Source organism: Parasphingorhabdus sp. (genome assembly GCF_036963705.1).
Lineage (GTDB): Bacteria > Pseudomonadota > Alphaproteobacteria > Sphingomonadales > Sphingomonadaceae > Parasphingorhabdus.
In genome coordinates, this window is sequence record NZ_JBALUT010000011.1 from 51689 (window position 1) to 71331 (window position 19643).

Genomic DNA, 19643 nt, shown 5'->3' on the forward strand with positions numbered 1-19643 from the left:
CGCGTTCCGCGCCCGGGCCGCTTAGCCCAGATCCGCCTTGATGAAATCTGCCGCCCGTTCACCGATCATGATGCTCGGCGCGTTGGTGTTGCCGCTGACAATTTCCGGCATGATCGAGGCATCGGCAATATAGAGGCCTTCCAGCCCCTTGAATTTCAGCCGTGGATCGACGACCGCGTCATCGTCCGCACCCATGCGACAGGTGCCGACCGGATGATAGACAGTGTCAGCGCGAGCCCGGATCAATGCATCCAGTTCCGCATCATTGTCGATGTCGATTGGATGCCGGTCGGTCGGTGAAAAATCGGTCAGCGGCGGGGTTTCTAATATCCGCTTCATGTGCCTCACGCCCTTGCGCAGGGTTGCGATATCCCGGTCATCATCGAGAAAATTCGGGTCGAGCGCCGGAGGCGCGGTCGGGTCACTATTGTTGAGACGGACCGTGCCCTTGCTATGCGGCCGGAGCACGCAGGCGTGACAGCTGAAGCCGTGGCCCTTGACCTTCTCGCGGCCATGATCTTCGAGCATCGCCGGTACGAAATGATATTGGATATCGGGGGCTGGAACTTCCGGTCCGCTGCTCCAGAAACCGCCTGCTTCGGCATAGGGAGAGGTCATGATGCCCGTGCGCTTCAGCCTGTGCTGGAAGATTGCCTTGCCCATGCGCCAAGTGCCAGCAAGTGAATCGCCGATCAATTCGGTGGATTCGGTCTGATAGCCGGAGACAAAGTCGATATGATCCTTCAGATTCTCGCCGACTTCGGGCTTGTCGACGATTACATCAACGCCCTTTTCCTTGAGATGTGCTGCCGGACCAATGCCTGAAAGCTGGAGGATATGGGGCGTTCCGAACGCGCCGGCGGAGAGGACTACGGCCTCGCGGGCAGAAATAGTCTCGCTGCCGGAACCGCGCTTGATTTTCACGCCGGTGACACGGCCGTTTTCGATGATCAGTTTTTCGACCAGCGAATCGGTCTTGATCGTAAGATTCGGACGGGAACGGGCAGGTTCGACATAGGCGCGCGCAGCTGACCAGCGTTCGCCACCTTTCTGCGTCACTTGGTATATTCCCATGCCTTCCTGCTTCTCGCCGTTGAAATCGTCAAGAATCGGTAGCTGCAGATTGCGCGCCGCTTCCACGAAGGCGACGCTTCCCGGATTGGGCCATTTCTGATCGGACACCGAAAGCGGACCATCGCCGCCATGATGGTCATCGCCGCCGCGTTCATTGCCTTCCGATTTCTTGAAATAGGGCAGGACATCATCATGGGACCAACCGGTACAGCCCATCGCCGCCCAATTGTCATAATCCCATTTATTGCCGCGGATATAGACCATCGCGTTGATCGCGCTCGATCCGCCAAGCCCGCGTCCGCGTGGTTGATAACCGGTGCGCCCGTTCAGGCCTTTTTGAGGAATTGTATCAAATTGCCAATTGGTGTTCTTTGGTAAAAACGGCAGTAGTCCAGGTGTTTTGACAAGAAAATTGTCATTGCTTCCGCCCGCTTCGATCAGGCAAACGGTGCGTTTCCCGTCTTCGCTCAGCCGTCCTGCGACTGCACTACCGGCGGAACCGCCGCCGATGACGATGATGTCAAATTCTGCCATATTCCAATCTCTCTCCATCTGCGTTCTTGCCGCAATTTGGGGAGGCTATATTGTATTGCACCGGCCGTGCACAGTGCAAATAATCCAACAATTGCACCGCCGATCATATCGATCAGATAATGGGTCCCCTCAACCGGGGTCGACAGCAGCATCGCGCCATTGATAACCAGCAATGGCCAGCGCAAATAGCGGCATTGCCACGCCATCGCGATATAGATGACGGCGGCCGCGGTGTGGAAACTGGGCGCGCAAACCAGCCCCTGCAGCGCGCCGAGATCAACCATGAAGAATAGATTGTCGCGCAGCAGTGGAATGAATTCCGCCTGATATAGCGCGCTGGTTGGCATATAGGGAACCGGCCCTTGCCAAACATAGGCCAGCGGACCGACAGCGGGAAAAGCGAGAAATGCCACCATGGTGATCAGGGCAGCGAACCAGAAGCTGAACAGGAAAAGCTGAGCGCGGGCGCGTTCGCCGCTGAGCGCGAGACCGCCTAGCAGCAGTACGGGTGACATATAGATATTGGCATAGGCGATGCTGCCTGCCGTTTGCAGCCAGGGGTTGTTGGCGACCAAAATATACCAGTTGATCCACTCGAAACCCAGGAAAGCGTCGATCCGTGCCAGCGCTGGGTCGACAAATCCGCTGGTTGCGGCAGCGGCGGGATAGGTCGCGGTCGCTCCAAGCAAGCTGATGAACACAAAAAGGCCTGCATATTCGCAAAAGTCACACACAACCCGTTGCCATCCGCTCGGATGCGCCCGCAGCATATAGCGGCCGGTTGCGAGCAGGGTCAGCAGCAGGAAATACTTGCCGTTGCTCATCTTGAGCAAATCCATGCCGAGACCGGCCCATCCCATCATCGCGATGACGATTAGCAGGCTGCAGGCGAGCAAGCCGAGAAACCAGCTGGTCGGGACGATCCGTGCGATCCGTGATTGTTTGTCGACGTGAAGGTCCTGGACGTCGCTCATATCCATGAGCAGGCGCTCCTGCACAGTATCTTTGCAAACCATGTCTGAATAGATACCAGCGCGCGGCGTGCGCGACCGTACTCTCCCGAAAATCCCAAAATGTTTCCAATGTGCGACCCGCGTGCGAATCATGCACGGCTGGAGGGGCCTCCACCCTCTAACGCGCGCTTGCGCTCTTTTTCAGACAAAGGATAGTAACAAAAATGTAACGTCTGATAACGCTAGCTTTTAAGGTCCCGCTGCCAGCGATCCCTGATCATCTCGCTGCTTTCGCGGCTGCCATCATGGCTCCAGCCGGGCGGCTTGACTATATAGTTCCACTTGTGCCGCCATGGCGCTGACCACAGGTCCTTGGCAATGCCTATCCATTCATGAAAGGCGGCCCAGAAAAGGTTGAAGTTTTCCAGATTCTTGATGATGCCATATTGGATTTTTTCCGCATCTGTCTCCGGTTCATAGGTGCCGAACATCTTGTCCCAGACGATGAACACTCCGGCATAATTGCGGTCGAGATAGCGCGGGTTGGTCGCATGATGGACGCGGTGGTGCGAAGGCGTGTTCATCACCGCTTCGAACCAGCGAGGCATCCGGTCGATCGCTTCGGTGTGGATCCAATATTGATAGATCAGGTTCAGCCCCGAGAGGAAGAAAATCAGCGCCGGCGGAATGCCGAGGAAGAACAGCGGCATCGAAAAAATGAAACTGAGGGCAAAAAAACCGGTCCAGGTCTGCCGCAGCGCTGTCGTGAGATTATAATGCTGGCTGCTGTGGTGGATGACATGCGCTGCCCAGAACCAGCGGACGCGATGCGCCGTGCGATGGAACCAGTAATAGGCGAAATCGTCGAGCACGAAGGCCAGCGGAGCAAGCCAGAGAAGGGTCTTCCAGTCCAGTTCGATATCGATGATTCGATGCTCGTAAACCCACAGGCTGAGTGCCAGGACAAGGCCGCCGGTCAGCAGTCCGGCAACAACGCTGCCGGTACCCAGCGCCAGCGAAGTGAGCGCATCCTTGGTCTCGTAGCGGATCTTGGTGTTCCTGCGGCTCCAGATCCATTCCATCGCGACGGTGAGGATGAAAAAGGGGACAGCCCAGTTGGTCGGAGATGGCAGGTTTTCCATAGATCCGATTACTTACACAAATGTTAGTGGCTGTCTAGCTACCGCGATCACTGCCCTGCGGAGAGCGCATCGACCATCGCCCGAACCGGGGTGATATCATACCCTGCATTGCCAGCGAGCCGGGAGATTTCGTCCGGCGAGACGCCTTGTTTTGCCTGTGCCAGCGACCATAACAATGTGGAGCGCGTACCCGAACGGCAATAAGCGAGAATCTTGTCACCATCGGCGAGTGCTGCGATCATTGCATCGACCTGCGGCCCCGAAAAGCCGCTGTGGGTTATCGGGATCGCGATATATTTCATGCCCGCTTCCCGAGCAGCCGCTTCGATATCGGCACTCTGAGGAGCAGACGGATCCTCGCCATCGGGACGATTGTTGATGATCAGGGTCACGCCTTCGGCCTTGGCCGTAGTGATGTCGTCAAGACTGATTTGCGGTGCCACGCTGATATTGTCGTTAATTTTCCGGAACATGCTCTGGGTCTCCTCTGTAGGAATGGGCGTATCGGTTGCGGTTGCCGCGCTACAGCCGATCAAGGCTATTGGTAATAAGGCGGGCAGAAATCTCATATATTGGCCTAGGCTGCTTCGGTCACTTCGCGGATCACCGCCAGAAACGCGTCGCCATGTTTTTCCAGTTTTGCCGCGCCGACGCCGGGCAGTTCACTGAGCGCTGACAGGCTATCCGGTTTCAGGCCGGTCATATCACGCAGCACGCTGTCGTGAAAGATTACATAAGGCGGCACGCCCAGTTCCTTGGCCAGTTCCATACGTTTTGCACGCAGCGCCTCGAACAAGGGGTCACCAAACGGGTTGGGAGAGGCGCTGCCGCCGCGCCGTTTCCGCGATGTCCGCTTGGGCGGTTCGACGATCGCGATTTCCTGCTCGCCCTTGAGAATTTTCCGCGCTTCGGGTCCGAACATCAGGCCGCCATGATCGGTGTTGCGCAGCGCATCGCGCAGCAACAGCGATCGTGAGACGGGCTTGATCAGAGCGGCTTCCTCTTCACCGACAATATCGAAAACCGAAAGCTGGTCATGCCCGCGCGCGAGGATTTTCTCGTCTTGCCGCCCAGTCAGCACCGCCTCGAGATGAGTGACACCGAAACTCTGTCCGGTGCGATAGACGGCCGAGAGGAATTTGCGTGCCAGTTCGGTGACGTTGCGGGTTTCCGGAGCGTTCAGGCAATTGTCGCAATTGCCGCATTGATCGGCTGGATGCTCGCCAAAATGTCGGAGCAAAATCGCGCGGCGGCATCCCGGAGTCTCGACCAGACCGCCCAAGGCCGCGAGTCTAGTTCGCTCGCTCTCCAGCCGGGTCTCATCGATTTCGCCCAGCCGTTGCCGCGCTCTGGCGAAATCTTCTGCGCCCCAGAACATATGCGCCTCCGCCGGGTCGCCATCGCGGCCGGCACGACCGGTTTCCTGATAATAGGCTTCGATCGATTTGGGCAATCCGGCATGGGCGACGAAGCGGACATCCGGCTTGTCGATCCCCATGCCGAAAGCGATGGTGGCGACCATCACCATGTCTTCCGATGCAACGAAATCATGCTGGTTCTGCTGACGAACTTCCGACGGCAAGCCAGCGTGATAGGCGCGGGCGCTGCGTCCGGTGCTGGCGATCTGGCTGGCCATTTTCTCGGTGGCGGCGCGGGTCTGTGCGTAGACAATCCCGGGTCCAGGAATGCGATCGACGAGATCACCGATCTGCCGAGCCAGACCGCTGCGCGGGCTCATGCTATAGCGGATATTGGGGCGGTCAAAACCGGCAAGGATCAGGCCGTCTTGTTCGATTCCCAGCTGAACCAATATATCGTCGCGGGTATGGGCGTCGGCGGTGGCAGTCAGCGCCAGCCGCGGCACTTGGCCAAAATGATCGAGCAGGGGGCGGAGCAATCGATAGTCGGGCCGGAAGTCATGGCCCCATTCGGAAACGCAATGCGCTTCGTCGATAGCAAAGAGCGAGATGTCTGTCTGTTCCAGCAATTCGCGAAAATGCGATTGGGACGCGCGTTCCGGCGCGGCGTAGAGCAGGTCCAGCTGGCCAGCCTTCAGACGGGCAATTGTCTCGGCGCGGTTATCGTCGGCCGAGGTGAGGGTGGCTGCCCTGATCCCGACCGCTTCGGCGCTACGTAACTGATCGTGCATCAGCGCGATCAGCGGCGATATCACGATGGTCGTGCCCCTATTGGCGATGGCGGGTAATTGGTAGCAGAGCGATTTTCCGGAGCCGGTCGGCATGACGGCGAGCGTATTCTGCTTCGCCATCACCCGCTGCAACACATCGGCCTGCATGCCGCGAAAGCTGCTGAAGCCGAAGGTCGATTTGAGCAGGGGAAGGAGGGCTTCGGTCATTCCTCTGTCCCTAGCCAGAGACGGTCGAATGCGAAACAGCAAAAGCGATTATGACCGAAAATGTAATCCGCGCGGACGGTCACGCCTTTTCCCGCTGGTCCTCCGCCTGCCGCTTCCACATATCCGAGTAGAGACCACGTTTGACCAGCAATTGCCGGTGACTGCCGCGTTCGGCGATACGACCTTCGTCGAGCACGATGATCTCGTCGGCGTGGGTGATCGTCGATAGCCGGTGTGCGATGATCAACGTCGTGCGGCGTTCCGATATCTTGGCGAGCGTCGCCTGGATTTCGTCCTCCGTGCGGCTGTCGAGCGCCGATGTCGCTTCGTCCAATATCAACACGGGCGGATTTTTAAGCAGGGTGCGGGCTATCGCGACGCGCTGCTTCTCGCCGCCGGACAATTTCAATCCCCTCTCGCCGACCTGGGTGTCATAGCCATCGGGCAGCTTGGCGATAAATCCATCCAGCGCCGCCCCGCGTGCGGCTTCCTCGATCTCCGCCTGGGTTGCGCCTTCGCGCCCATAGCCGATATTATAGCCGATACTGTCGTTGAAAAGCACGCTGTCTTGCGGAACGATGCCGATCGCGCCGCGCAGGCTGTGCTGGGTGACTTCGGCTATGTCCTGACCGTCGATCAATATCCGACCGGACTGCGGGTCATAGAAACGGAACAACAGCCGCGCGATCGTGGACTTGCCGGCACCGGACGGCCCGACAATCGCAAGCGTCCCGTCAGCCGGAACTTCAAAATCCAGCCCGTGCAATATCTGGCGATCATCGTCATAGTTGAACACCACATTTTCGAACCGAACCGAACCATCGGAAACCTGCAACGGCTTCGCGCCCGGCTTGTCGACAATTTCCTGTTTGGTGTCGATCAATTTGAACATCGCATCCATGTCGACCAGACCCTGACGCAAGGTACGATAGACGGTGCCCAGCATATCCAGTGGCCGGAACAGCTGCATCAGCAACGCGTTGACCAGCACCAGATCACCGACCGTGAGATTGCCCTGTTGCCATCCGTATACGCTGAATGCCATCGCGCCGATCATGGTGAGATTGGTGATGATCGACTGGCCGATATTGAGCAGCCCCAGCGAGTTTTCGGACTTGACCGCAGCGCTTGCCCAGTCCCGCATCGCATTGTCATAACGCTCGGTTTCGCGCTGCTCGGCGGTAAAATATTTGACTGTTTCGTAATTGAGCAGGGCATCGACCGAGCGGCCGATAACCCGCGTGTCCATGTCATTCATTCTGGCCCGTAGCGCGTTGCGCCAGTCGGTGACCTTGCGGGTGAAAATGATATAGAAGGCAACCATTGCCATGGTCGCAGCGACCAGTCCGAAGCCGAACTTGATCTGGAAGATGACCAGCACCGCGGTCAGCTCAACAAACGTCGGGGCAATATTGAACAGGAGAAAATAGAGCATCACATCGATGCTTCTGGTCCCGCGTTCAATGACCTTAGTCACTTCGCCGGTGCGGCGATTGAGATGAAAACGCAGCGACAGGCTATGGAGATGGGTAAAGACATTGGTCGCGAGACGCCGGGCTGCTTGCTGACCGACCTTTTCAAATACGATATTCCGCAGATTGTCGAACATCACCTGCCCGAACCGCGCCAGGCCATATGCGGCAACCAGAGCGAGCAACACGGTCAGCTCTGTGCCGAGTGCATCATTGGACATGCCGTCGATAACCGCCTTGTACAGGAACGGCATCGTCAGAATCGCCGCTTTCGCACAAAGCACCAGAAATCCGGCGACAATGATCCGCAGACGCAACCCCGGCTCACCCTTGGGCCAGAGATAGGGCAGGAATCGCTTGAGCGTAGGAATCATTGGCGGGTCGATCTGACCCTCGGTAGCATAATCAGGTGGCATGAGGCCGGATGTAGGGATGCTCGGGCGGAAAGTCTATCTGGCTAAATTTTCCTGACGAGCGGTGCGTTAAAAACTGCCGCTGACTGTCAGGCGATAAATCAGACCGAATTCGCGGCTGCGGTCTTCGACAAAGGCAATCGGTCCGTCGCGTCGGTTTTCATAGACCGTGCGGGTAAATCCCTCGCTCCGCCCGAACAGATTGCCCAGATTGGCTTGCACAGTCAGCCCGAACACATTCTTATGCTCGACGAATATCCAGCTATAGGGAGCGGCGGTGCGAAAGCGATTGCTCTGGTCGAGGCGCAGAAATTTGGAATAGCGAAAATCTTCGATACCAGCGCCCCATGCCCAATTGCTGCCAGGAATGTCGTGGCGCAACGTGGCTTCATAGGTGAATATCTTGTCGTCGTTTATCCTCCGGGACACTCCAGTCACCGGATCGCTCAGCGAACTTTTGCGAACTTCGCCTTCAAAATCTAGCTTGGCCCCGTTCCAGCCGATCGGATCGAACAATATGCTGGTCACCAGTTCCACACCATAGCTGGTCGCGCTGTCAAGATTGCCCCGGGCCTCGGTGGTTGCGGTGATCGGGATGGAATCGACAATGTCGCTGAATTTTTCGCCATATATGTTGACGGTCATTGATCCCCATGGCCCCAGCTTCTGGGTCGCTTCCAGCTCTGCCCGCCAGCTTTGCGGCGGCACCAGTTCGGGGTTTCCTGCATTACCGTTGTTCTGGGACACATCTACGGATTCGACGAAATCAAAGAAATTCAACTGACCGACAGACCGTTCCAGTTTCAAGCTGATGTCGAGATCATTCTGAGGCTTCCAGGCCAGCGAGACCGATCCCTTCGGTCGAACGAAAGACCGGCTCTGGCCCGCTGCCCCGCTCTGGCTGATCTTGCTATATTCCCCGCCCAATGTTGCCTGAAGGCTCAGCATGTCCGAAAGGGGGCGTCCGTAGGAGCCGATGAATTCACCGCGATATTCGGTGACTTTGCTGTTGGCGTTGGTCAAGGCGACTGGCTGGAAAATACCCTGGGGATCGAGCACCGCCAAAGCGCCTTCATTGTCGAGGAAATTATAGGCGCCTTCGACGCTGAGGCCCCAATCGGTTCCGCCCTTTGTCTTCCAGCCATATTCAGCGCGAAATATCGACTCGCCTTCATCGGTAACCCGGTCAAACCGGCTGCCGTTCGGGGGTGTGATGCCATCGGTAAATGTCTGACCGAAAAAATCGCTAACCGGACTATGTTCGAAGCGCTGCAAGCCGATAAGCTTCAGCCGCCCGTTGCCCAGTGCAAATTCATAATCGGCACTGAATTCCGCATTCCATTCATTCTCGCGGCTATCATAAAGTTCGAAAATGTCCGGCTGACCGACCTGTGTGCGATCAGTGTCAACCGATTCCCGACGCCGGAAAATCTGGTAGGCGCCATTGGCATTGAACACCGAACCAGCTTCGCTGGTGCGGTTATAGGATCCGCTCAGCTTGGGTTGGTCCTGGCGATAGCGGGCAATCTCGTCGCGTTCGAACAACAGGTTGCCAAAGCGGTCGGTAATCCGCTCCGGTCCCTCGACACCATTGCGCGCGGCATCATTTTCAATCGCCACGGTGAAGTCGCCTTTGCCGAGCTTGCCGCTGACCGATGCTTCTCCGGCAAACCAGTTATTGCCCGAGCGGCGCCATTGCGGTTTCCATTTGAAATTGCCGCTCAGGCCATTTCCGTGATCGGCGTTGGTTACCAGATTGAGGACCTGTCCAGAAAGACCGGAAATGCTGAGCGTCGCTCCGTCTACGATTTCGACTCGCAGAACATTCGCAGCGGAAATCCGGCCAAGAAAGGTGAAGGCATCACTATTCTTGCCGGAGATGCGCGCGCCGTTGATCAGCACATTTTCGTCGGCCTGGCCCAGTCCGCGCTCGTCATCATCTCCGGTGTCGATGGTGAATCCGGGCACTTGACTGACAATGTCGAGCGCGGTGCGGGGATTGAATCGGGCAAATTGCGCGGCGTCGAAAATCTGGCGCCCGTTTTCTGTTCGCGGTTGTAAAGACGAGAGGGCTGCTGTCTGGGCATGGGCTGCAATGGGGAAAAGGTTCGATGCGACCATTGCACTCACGGCGATGCCAGCCAAAGCCCATATTCTGTCGTTCAAGTTACTTCCCCCAATCCATTTCTTCTGGAATGGTTGCTGCTATGTCCGATTGGTTACAGTCGATACCGGCTTTCGATAAACTACATCCGTAGTCGGATAAACAGCATTGGTCGTTTCGAGCGTTAAGCCGCTCAATCTTAATGCTTGTTGAAAAAAAGCACCCAGGCCGCCGCGCAATTGGCGAGCGTATAGATGAAATAGAAAATCACCGCAGTAAGCATGCCCATATTGGCGAAAATCATCGCCGAGACGAGCATGAAAAATTCCAGCATATAGCTGCCATAGGGGCCGAGGATTTTCCGGAAACTACCACGCGCTTCGGCAATGATCGGATGGTTGCTCTCGAGCATGGCCTTGTGCATCGCGAAATTGGCGACGCCGCAGAGGAAAATGATGAAAATATACATGGCCTCAATATAGGCGCATTTGCTGACATTGTCATTTGGTCAGAAAATTAATCCACCGGTCCGACCCGAAGCGGCACGGGAAGGACTGAGCCGCAGGACGCGATCATCACCGACGGCTTGTTGGCGATAGGTTAGTGGCCCCGCTATTTCGGATCCCGGCACCGCTTCGTATTTGCAAAAAATGGCAAGCATCCGCGCATAGCCACGCTATATTTATCAAATTTGTGACATTATGTTACAGCCAATTTAACCATTTTAGGGGATGGTTAGTCTCGGAATTGTGGGATTCAAAGTGGCAAAAAGGTTTTTACAAGCATTTTCAAGCGACTCTGCCAACAGCGGAGAAGAGGAGGTTGTGTCCGTCATCCGGTCGAACGATAACGCCCGGCGTATCGAGATTCTGGATGATTTCGAGCAAGCGGGGATAAGCTGGCTATGGGCGACCGATGCCGATGGTCATCTGGTTTATCTATCCGAAAAAGCAGCGGAAAATTTGAACAAGCCGATCAGCGAGTTGCTCGCTGTTCCGCTGACCCACCTGTTTGAAAATGATCCGGACAACCCGGACGAGAAATCCGACCGTCCATTCAAATATCACCTCAGCAAGCGCAGCAAGATCAACGATCTCGTAGTGCGTCGTGTTCCACAAACGCTTGGGCGGGAGGATCGTCCGACATGGTGGTTGATTTCCGGCCATCCAAAATTCGATGATTCGGGAGAATTCCAGGGTTATCGGGGCAATGCGAAAGATGTGACCGTCGAATATCAACGCAAACTGAAAGCTTCCCGAGCAGCCGAATTTGATTCGCTCACGGGGCTTGCCAACCGCCATCGCATGGACAGCCGGCTCACCGCCATGCTTGCCGCATTCAAAGCCGCCAATCGTAGCTGTGCAATCATGATGCTCGATCTTGACCGTTTCAAACAGGTCAATGATACGATGGGCCATGCGGCCGGCGATGAATTGCTCAAGCAAGTCGCCAAGCGAATGCGCGGCATTATCGACGAAAGCGGTGAAATCGGGCGTTTGGGCGGTGATGAATTTCAGATCATATTGCCGGATATGGATGACCGGGGAAAACTGGGCGAGCTTGCCGAGAAAATCGTCAAGGCCGTATCCCAACCCTATCCGATCGATGACAAGCGCGCGACAATCGGAACGTCGATTGGCATCGCTATCGCGCCTTATGATGGTGTCGAGAAAGATGAGCTGGTTCGCAGTTCCGATCTCGCCCTCTATGCCGCGAAAAATTCCGGACGTGGTCAGTTCCGTTTCTATTCTGCCAGTTTGAAGAATGAGGAAGAAGAGCGACGCATCCTGGTCGAAGACCTCCGCGACGCGCTGGCCAATGATCAGGTCGAGCTTCACTATCAACCGGTCGTGCGGACCGATGATCATATGATTGTCGGGTTCGAGGCGCTGATGCGCTGGGTTCATCCGGAGCGGGGAGGGGTCAGTCCCGCCGTGTTCATCCCGATTGCCGAAGAATTGAATCTGATCAATCAATTGGGTGAATGGGCGCTACGCCGGGCTTGCCATGATGCTCTCAACTGGCCGAAATCGGTCCGGGTGGCGGTCAATGTATCGGTGGTGCAATTCGCCAATAGCGGTTTCCCGGAAATCGTTATGAATGCGCTTGCCTCTAGCGGCCTGGACCCGGAACGGCTTGAGCTGGAGCTGACGGAAAGCGTCTTCATGGGCGACAGCGAAACCATCGATAATACCTTTAGAATCCTCAAGGAGCTGGGTGTGCGGCTGGCGCTGGATGACTTTGGAACCGGCTACTCATCGCTCAGCTACCTGCGATCGGCCCCGTTTGATAAAATCAAGGTCGACAAGAGTTTTGTCGATTCCTGTACCCAGAAAGACAAGAATAGCGCCAAGATCATTGCCGCTATCGTTAGCCTGTCAGAAGCGCTGGGAATGGAAACGACCGTCGAGGGGGTCGAGGCCTTTGACCAGTTTAAACTCGTCTGTTCCAAGGGCGCCCGGTATATTCAGGGCTGGATCTATTCCAAGGCGCTCAGGTTGGAAGAGATTGAGGAAAAACTCGGAAGCGGGGAATTCCGGATCGAGCCCGACGGACCGGAATTGTACCGGCCGGACCGGCGCACCGTGTTCCGCCGCATTGGTGCGATCCACGAAGATCATCGCTACGAAGTGGTGATGCGCGACCTTTCGAAATCCGGCGCAAGATTTGAAGGGATGCTTGGCGTTCCACTAGGCACGAAACTTGTTCTCGATCTTGGCGGCGGCCAATTGGTTATCTGTACCGTGATCCGTGCAAAGGAAGCGATGTTGGGGGTCGAGTTTGAAACCCCGTTGGTCGGCGATGGCGCGGGTGGTCTGTGCACCCGTCACCGGGTGTCACCTTACGATCTTTGCGCTGCGGGCATGCCGGTGACAGCCTTGCCACCCGGGAATTATCCGATGAACCGCGATGCGTCCAGCCCGCCAAGCAAACCGCAATTCATGCAGGTTGCTACTAGCGGTTCATAGTCGAGTCTCGACGGCCGGTCACTGATCAGTCCAAGATTCAAAAAGCCGTTGTTCGGAAAAAGGAGTGAGGTACCTTTACTCAGACCCCTGCCAACAAACCTTCTTTCCTGATCTTCTCCTGCCAGACCAGCGGCGCGAGATGGTGGACGCTTTGCCCTTCGGCATCGACGGCCACGGTTACCGGCATATCCTGCACTTCAAATTCATAAATAGCTTCCATGCCGAGGTCTTCAAAGCCGACGACCTTGGAGCCCTTGATCGCGCGAGACACCAGATAGGCGCTGCCGCCGACCGCCATCAAATAGGCGCTCTTGTGCTTTTTGATTGAGGCGACGGTATCCAGCCCGCGTTCGGCCTTGCCAACCATTGCGAGCAGGCCCTGTTCGAGCATCATGTCGGTGAACTGGTCCATCCGCGTCGCCGTAGTCGGGCCAGCCGGGCCAACGATTTCCTCGCCAACCGGGTCAACCGGACCAACATAATAGATCACCCGGCCCCTGAATTCGACGGGCAGCTGTTCGCCCTTGTCGAGCATATCCTTGATCCGCTTGTGCGCGGCGTCGCGGCCGGTCAGCATCTTGCCGTTCAGCAGCAGCCGGTCACCATGTTTCCACGTTGCCACTTCTGCAGCATCAAGCTGATCCAGATGCACGCGCTTGGCTTCCGACGACGGCGTCCAGTTTACGTCAGGCCATTCGTCCAGCTTCGGTGGTTCAAGATAGGCGGGGCCGCTGCCAGCCAGCGTGAAATGCGCGTGGCGGGTGGCGGCGCAATTGGGGATCATCGCGACCGGCTTGCCAGCGGCGTGGCAGGGCCAGTCGTTGATCTTGACGTCGAGGATGGTCGACAGACCTCCCAGTCCCTGCGCGCCGATGCCCAGCGCATTGACCTTATCGAAAATCTCGATCCGCAGTTCCTCGATATCAGTGCGCGGTCCGCGTTCTTTCAATTGCCCCATGTCGATGGGATCCATTAGGCTCTGTTTAGCGAGCAATACGGCGCGTTCGGCAGTGCCGCCGATACCAATGCCGAGCATGCCGGGAGGGCACCAGCCGGCACCCATTAAGGGAATCATTTCCAGCACCCAGTCGACGATATTGTCGCTTGGGTTCATCATTTTGAACTTGGATTTATTTTCCGATCCGCCACCCTTGGCCGCGACGTCGACCGAGACTGTGTTGCCGGGAACCATCTCAACGTGCAGCACGCTAGGGGTATTGTCCTTAGTGTTGCGCCGAGTAAATGCAGGGTCGGCAAGGATCGAGGCGCGGAGCTTGTTTTCGGGATGGAGATAGGCGCGGCGCACGCCTTCATCGACAATTTCCTGCATCGATTGCGATGTCTCATCAAGCCGGCAGTCCATGCCCCATTTGACGAAGACGTTTACGATTCCGGTATCCTGGCAAATTGGCCGGTGGCCCTCGGCGCACATTTTCGAATTGGTCAGAATCTGGGCGATCGCATCTTTGGCCGCCGGCGATTTCTCCGCATCATAAGCTTTGCCGAGCGCCCGGATATAATCCATCGGATGGTAATAAGAGATAAATTGCAGCGCATCGGCGACGCTTTCAACGAGGTCGGCGGTCTTTATGGTCGTGGTCATGAATGCTCCAGAATATCGGCGAAATGCGATCTGCCTGCCTTTTGGCCGATATGATCGGACCGGGCAAGTTTTTGTAACGCAGCACTGGTCGGCGCTTGGCTGGTATGGTTGATGGATGATGCCGGTTCAATGCCGCGATCCACCTGTCCCGAAATATGGGATGTCGGTGCTCGACGACATAAATATAATCGGTCGTACAATCCATGCTGCGATTGCGAACAACTCAATCAGGCGATACGGACAAGGAAGCGGGGAGAATCGAATACCCGTCAAGGAATCCAATTATGCGCGTGCGTGACTTCCTACTTCTCGTAATGATCTGCCTGATTTGGGCCTTTAACAATGTTTTGAGCAAGATCATCGTCGACGACTGGGCGGTTCCGCCATTATTCTACGCCGCGCTCCGCTTTGCAGTGGTCGCGCTTGTGATGCTGCCGTGGCTTCTGCCAATGCCGCGACCGGCCTGGCGGATCATATTGATCGGCTTGCTGATGGGCGGCGGAAATTTCGGCTTGCTGTTCGTCGGCCTGCAGACAACATCACCGTCGTCGGCCGCGATCATATTGCAGCTAGGGGTTCCGTTCACGATATTGTTATCGGTTCTGATGCTAGGCGAGCGCGTGCATTGGCGCAGGGGGATCGGGATCGGGCTGACGTTGATCGGGGTATTGATAGTGATCTGGCGACCCGCTGGCGTCACTCTCTCGGTCGGTCTGTGGTTTGTTGCGGCGGCGGCCCTCGCGGGGTCCGCGGGCGCCGTGCTGATGAAGCGGGTTGTCGATGTCGCTCCGTTCCGTTTTCAGGCGTGGGTCGGGCTGGTGTCGGTCATCTCCCTGACATTATGTTCCCTGTTCCTGGAGCAGGGGCAATGGTCAGCCGCAACCGCAGCCGGATGGCCGTTGATCGCTGCCGTGCTGTTTACCGCGCTGATCGTGTCGGTAGGCGCGCATTCCGCTTATTATCACCTGATCCGCAATTACGAGGCGAACCTTCTCGCGCCGCTTACCCTGATAACGCCGCTGGCAACGATAGCTCTTGGGGTGTTGATAACCAATGATGATTTCGATTTGCGCATGGGGCTGGGCGCAGCGCTGGCGATTGGTGGCGTGCTGATAGTGGCGCTACGGCGCAAGCCGGCCACCGAACTTCTGGTCGACCGCGAACAGCGCTAGCAGTCTCGGAAGATCGCCGCTGGCGGCAGGCAATCGAAGGGCAATAGATCTAGCTCAGACTTTGAACCGAGCCGCCGTCCACCTGTATGGCGGTGCCTGTAATATAGCTCGCTGCTTCGGAGCCGAGGAACACCGCAAGATTGGCAACTTCCTCCGGCTGACCAATCCGTCGAAGCGGGATTTGTTCAGCCATGGCTTGCGCGAGCTCGTCGACAGATTTCCCGGAAGCCGCCGATCGGGTCTCCAGTATCTGCGTAATACGATCGGTATTGGTGGAGCCGGGGCAAACGGTATTGACCAGAATATTGTCCGGACCGACTTGATTGGCCAGCGTCTTGGCCCAGCCAAGCACCGCCATGCGGATGCTGTTGGAGAGGGTAAGGCCGGGCACGGGCTGTTTCACGCCGGACGAGGAAATGTTGACAATCCGGCCCCATTTTTGCGCCTGCATATGCGGCAGGACCAGGCGGGTCGTCCGGACGACGGACATCAAGGTGAGTTCCACCGCTTTCGCCCAATCCGAATCGTCTAGATCAACAAACAGGCCGGGCGGGGGCCCGCCTGCGTTGTTGACCAATATATCGATGCCGCCTGATTCCTCCGTGGCCGAAGCGACAATCCGCTCGATGTCATCGGCGTTCGACACATCACCGGCGATAATGTGGCAGCCAGGCATGAGCGCCGCAGCGGCATCGAGATTTTCCCGAGAGCGCCCGCAAATTGCGACCCTCGCACCCGCTTCGTAAAATCCGCGCGCGGTGGCAAGGCCGATGCCCTTGCTGCCGGCCGTCACCAATACCGATTTGTTTTCTAGTTTCAGGTCCATAATATATCGCCGATCCGATCCGTGGGTTATGTCTTCGCTAGCGTCTGTAAATCACATTGCCGATGAATGGGCTACCATATCTGGTGAACTAATCGTGCGTTCACCCCCTGTGTATCATCAGTGGATAGTTTTTTTGTAAATTTTACCATCGACTCTTGCACTTTGCACGAGGCCTAGAAGGTCCACGCGTCGCTGCACTGCAGCATGAATCGGCGGTCGACGAAGCGATTCATTTATGCGACGAACGGAGTCGTTAATATATCATTTACCCCCTTGCATAAAATTCTGATTCAGCCACTATAGGTTGTGGTTAGGCCGAGGGGGCACACCAACTTATAGTATTAGTCGTCTGTAACACCGACTCGGTGGACAGCTCCCTTTGTGCCGAATGCAACCACATTTATGGGGTTTCGGGCAGGAAAATAAATGCCCACCCGGGCGATATAACTGTTAGGATTAGGGCTTAGACCCGAGTCGAACAAGACAGGAACAAACGCCCGAAAAAAATCCCGGCGATCGATCGGCCCGTAGGCCGCTGTGATCGTTGGATTAGTAGAGTGATTTTAGGGGGCTTTGATGGATTTTAGAGACAACCGCGACAGTGAAAACGTGTCCGGAACAGATGTGAGTGAGAGTGACATGGGCGCGGAAGTATTAGATACGCCAAAAAGCAAAACCGGAAGCACAAAGCCGACCAGCGAACCCGAAGTCAGCAAGAAGGCAGCGGCAGAAGCTGCTTCGGCCAAGGCCAATGACGAGAAGGAATTGAAGGCCGAGCGGGACAGCCATAGCGTTGAGAAGCGTCGCTTCAAGATCACGCAGGATGACAGCCGCGACGCGTTGCTGACCGATTTCGGCAAGGAAACGCTCAACGACCGTTATCTGTTGCCCGGCGAATCCTATCAGGATCTGTTCGCTCGCGTGGCCGACGCTTATGCCGATGATCAGGATCATGCCCAGCGTCTTTATGATGCCATCTCCAAGCTCTGGTTCATGCCTGCGACTCCTGTGCTGTCCAACGGCGGCACCGGTCGCGGTCTGCCGATCAGCTGCTATCTCAACAGCGTCGATGACAGCCTCGGCGGCATCGTCAACACCTGGAACGAAAATGTCTGGCTCGCTTCGCGCGGCGGTGGCATCGGCACCTATTGGGGCAGCGTTCGCGGTATCGGCGAACCGGTTGGCCTGAACGGCAAGACATCGGGCATCATTCCGTTCGTCCGCGTGATGGACAGCCTTACCCTGGCAATTTCACAGGGTTCGCTGCGTCGCGGTTCGGCGGCTTGCTATCTCGACGTCAACCATCCCGAAATCGAAGAATTTCTTGAAATCAGAAAGCCTTCCGGCGACTTTAACCGCAAGGCTCTGAACCTGCATCACGGCGTATTGCTGACCGACGAATTCATGGAAGCGGTCCGCGACGGTAGGGAATTTGATCTCAAATCGCCGAAAGACGGTTCGGTTCGCGGCACGGTCGATGCGCGCAGCCTGTTCCAGAAGCTGGTCGAGACACGGCTGGCTACCGGCGAGCCTTATATCATTTTCAGCGACACGGTGAACCGGATGATGCCCAAGCATCACCGCGATCTGGGTCTCAAGGTTTCAACCTCCAATCTTTGTTCAGAGATCACACTGCCCACGGGTCGCGATCACCTTGGCGAGGACAGGACTGCAGTGTGTTGCCTGTCCTCGCTTAATCTCGAGAAATGGGATGAGTGGTCGGTCGAGAAGGGCTTTATCGAGGACGTCATGCGCTTCCTCGACAATGTCCTGCAGGATTATATCGACCGCGCGCCGGAAGAAATGGCGCGGGCGAAATATAGCGCGATGCGCGAACGCAGCGTCGGTCTTGGCGTGATGGGCTATCACAGCTTCCTTCAGGCCCGCGGCCTCGGCTTCGAAAGCGCGCTGGCAAAATCGTGGAACTTCAAGATCTTCAAGCATGTTTCGGCCAAAGCATCCGAAGCCAGCATGATGCTCGCCAAGGAACGCGGACCTTGTCCCGATGCTGCCGATCAGGGCGTGATGGAGCGGTTCAGCTGCAAGATGGCGATCGCACCGACCGCGTCGATCAGCATCATCTGCGGTGGCGCCTCGGCTTGTATCGAACCGATCCCGGCGAACATCTACACCCACAAGACGCTCTCGGGCAGCTTCGTGGTCAAGAACCCGCATCTGCTGAAACTGTTGCAGGAGAAGAGCAAGGACAGCAACAATGTCTGGAACTCGATCCTCGAGAAGGGCGGCAGCGTCCAGCATCTCGATTTCCTCAGCGCGGACGAAAAGGACACGTACAAGACCAGCTTCGAGATCGACCAGCGCTGGCTGCTCGAGCTTGCGGCCGACCGCACGCCCTATATTGATCAGGCGCAGTCGCTGAACCTGTTCATCCCGGCCGATGTCGACAAATGGGACTTGCTGATGCTCCACTTCCGGGCTTGGGAACTGGGTATCAAGTCGCTTTACTATCTGCGCTCGAAATCGATCCAGCGCGCCGGCTTTGCCGGTGGCGAAACGATCATGAGCGAAAGTGCTGGCGGCGGCGTCGAAGCGGACAATACGCTCGACCCGAAAACGGTCGAGCTGATGACCAACGCCGGTACGACGGATTATGACGAATGTCTCGCCTGCCAATAGGCGGCGCGGCATAGGCAGTTTGCCCACTGCCCCCTCCCTTTGCTCCTTTTGGGAGGGGGTCGTTTTATTCGGAAGTAAAAGAGCGCGCAGCACATCAATTGTCATCCCAGCGAAGGCTGGGATCCAGACCAAAATATGGTGTGTGAAACAAGATTGGATTAGGCCCCAGCCGACGCTGGGGTGACGAGTATAAAGCGGAGAACGAGTTAACATGTCACTTCTGGAAGCACGCAAAACCTACAAGCCCTTTGAATATCCATGGGCCTACGAGTTCTGGAAACGGCAGCAGCAGATTCACTGGATGCCGGAAGAAGTGCCGCTCGGCGAGGATTGCCGTGACTGGGCGCAAAAGCTCACCGATCACGAACGCAATCTGCTGACCCAGATT

14 protein-coding genes are annotated in these 19643 nt (G+C 56.6%); 4 read left to right on the plus strand and 10 right to left on the minus strand.

Features of this window, described 5'->3' with window-relative positions:
* Positions 1-21: 21 nt before the first annotated feature.
* From V7680_RS04370 to V7680_RS04405, 8 genes are all read right to left on the minus strand, one after another.
* Positions 22-1608 carry a GMC family oxidoreductase gene (locus V7680_RS04370; RefSeq protein ID WP_335652074.1) on the minus strand — a complete coding sequence of 529 codons (1587 nt, stop codon included), beginning with the start codon at positions 1606-1608 and terminating at the stop codon, positions 22-24.
* The gene (locus tag V7680_RS04375; RefSeq protein ID WP_335652075.1) at positions 1542-2588 is read right to left on the minus strand and encodes a phosphatase PAP2 family protein; all 1047 of its coding nucleotides are present in this window, start codon (positions 2586-2588) and stop codon (positions 1542-1544) included. Before V7680_RS04375 ends, V7680_RS04370 begins: the two co-directional genes overlap by 67 nt.
* Before the next feature lie 215 nt (positions 2589-2803).
* Positions 2804-3703 (minus strand): sterol desaturase family protein, encoded by a 900-nt coding sequence (locus tag V7680_RS04380; protein ID WP_335652076.1) that lies wholly within the window; start codon positions 3701-3703, stop codon positions 2804-2806.
* Positions 3704-3750: 47 nt separating this feature from the next.
* Positions 3751-4272 (minus strand): TIGR01244 family sulfur transferase, encoded by a 522-nt coding sequence (locus V7680_RS04385; protein WP_442954968.1) that lies wholly within the window; start codon positions 4270-4272, stop codon positions 3751-3753.
* 8 nt (positions 4273-4280) lie between these two features.
* Positions 4281-6059 (minus strand): DNA helicase RecQ, encoded by a 1779-nt coding sequence (recQ, locus tag V7680_RS04390; RefSeq protein ID WP_335652077.1) that lies wholly within the window; start codon positions 6057-6059, stop codon positions 4281-4283.
* Positions 6060-6138: 79 nt separating this feature from the next.
* Positions 6139-7947: an ABCB family ABC transporter ATP-binding protein/permease gene (locus V7680_RS04395; RefSeq protein ID WP_335652078.1), complete on the minus strand. Its 1809-nt coding sequence runs from the start codon at positions 7945-7947 to the stop codon at positions 6139-6141.
* Between the two features lie 66 nt (positions 7948-8013).
* The gene (locus V7680_RS04400; RefSeq protein WP_335652079.1) at positions 8014-10110 is read right to left on the minus strand and encodes a TonB-dependent receptor plug domain-containing protein; all 2097 of its coding nucleotides are present in this window, start codon (positions 10108-10110) and stop codon (positions 8014-8016) included.
* A 137-nt stretch (positions 10111-10247) separates the two neighbouring features.
* Positions 10248-10517: a hypothetical protein gene (locus tag V7680_RS04405; protein WP_335652080.1), complete on the minus strand. Its 270-nt coding sequence runs from the start codon at positions 10515-10517 to the stop codon at positions 10248-10250.
* 355 nt (positions 10518-10872) lie between these two features.
* On the opposite strand from V7680_RS04405, the gene V7680_RS04410 reads away from it, so the two are divergent.
* Positions 10873-13017, plus strand: a complete 2145-nt coding sequence (locus V7680_RS04410) for a putative bifunctional diguanylate cyclase/phosphodiesterase (protein ID WP_335652081.1) — start codon at positions 10873-10875, stop codon at positions 13015-13017.
* A gap of 79 nt (positions 13018-13096) precedes the next feature.
* Here the strand turns inward: V7680_RS04410 and V7680_RS04415 are convergent, their stop codons facing one another.
* On the minus strand, positions 13097-14620 hold the full coding sequence (locus tag V7680_RS04415) for a fumarate hydratase (RefSeq protein ID WP_335652082.1): 1524 nt from the start codon (positions 14618-14620) through the stop codon (positions 13097-13099).
* A 284-nt stretch (positions 14621-14904) separates the two neighbouring features.
* Between V7680_RS04415 and V7680_RS04420 the strand changes: the two genes are divergently transcribed.
* Positions 14905-15792 carry a DMT family transporter gene (locus tag V7680_RS04420; protein WP_335652083.1) on the plus strand — a complete coding sequence of 296 codons (888 nt, stop codon included), beginning with the start codon at positions 14905-14907 and terminating at the stop codon, positions 15790-15792.
* Between the two features lie 49 nt (positions 15793-15841).
* Here V7680_RS04420 and V7680_RS04425 read toward each other — a convergent pair whose 3' ends face one another.
* Positions 15842-16618, minus strand: a complete 777-nt coding sequence (locus V7680_RS04425) for an SDR family oxidoreductase (RefSeq protein WP_335652084.1) — start codon at positions 16616-16618, stop codon at positions 15842-15844.
* Positions 16619-17194: 576 nt separating this feature from the next.
* Between V7680_RS04425 and V7680_RS04430 the strand changes: the two genes are divergently transcribed.
* Together V7680_RS04430 and V7680_RS04435 are read left to right on the plus strand one after the other, a co-directional pair.
* Positions 17195-19255, plus strand: coding sequence for a ribonucleoside-diphosphate reductase subunit alpha (locus V7680_RS04430; RefSeq protein WP_335652085.1), 2061 nt, complete (start codon positions 17195-17197; stop codon positions 19253-19255).
* A 211-nt stretch (positions 19256-19466) separates the two neighbouring features.
* On the plus strand, positions 19467-19643 hold a 177-nt coding region (locus V7680_RS04435), incomplete at its 3' end, for a ribonucleotide-diphosphate reductase subunit beta (RefSeq protein ID WP_335652089.1).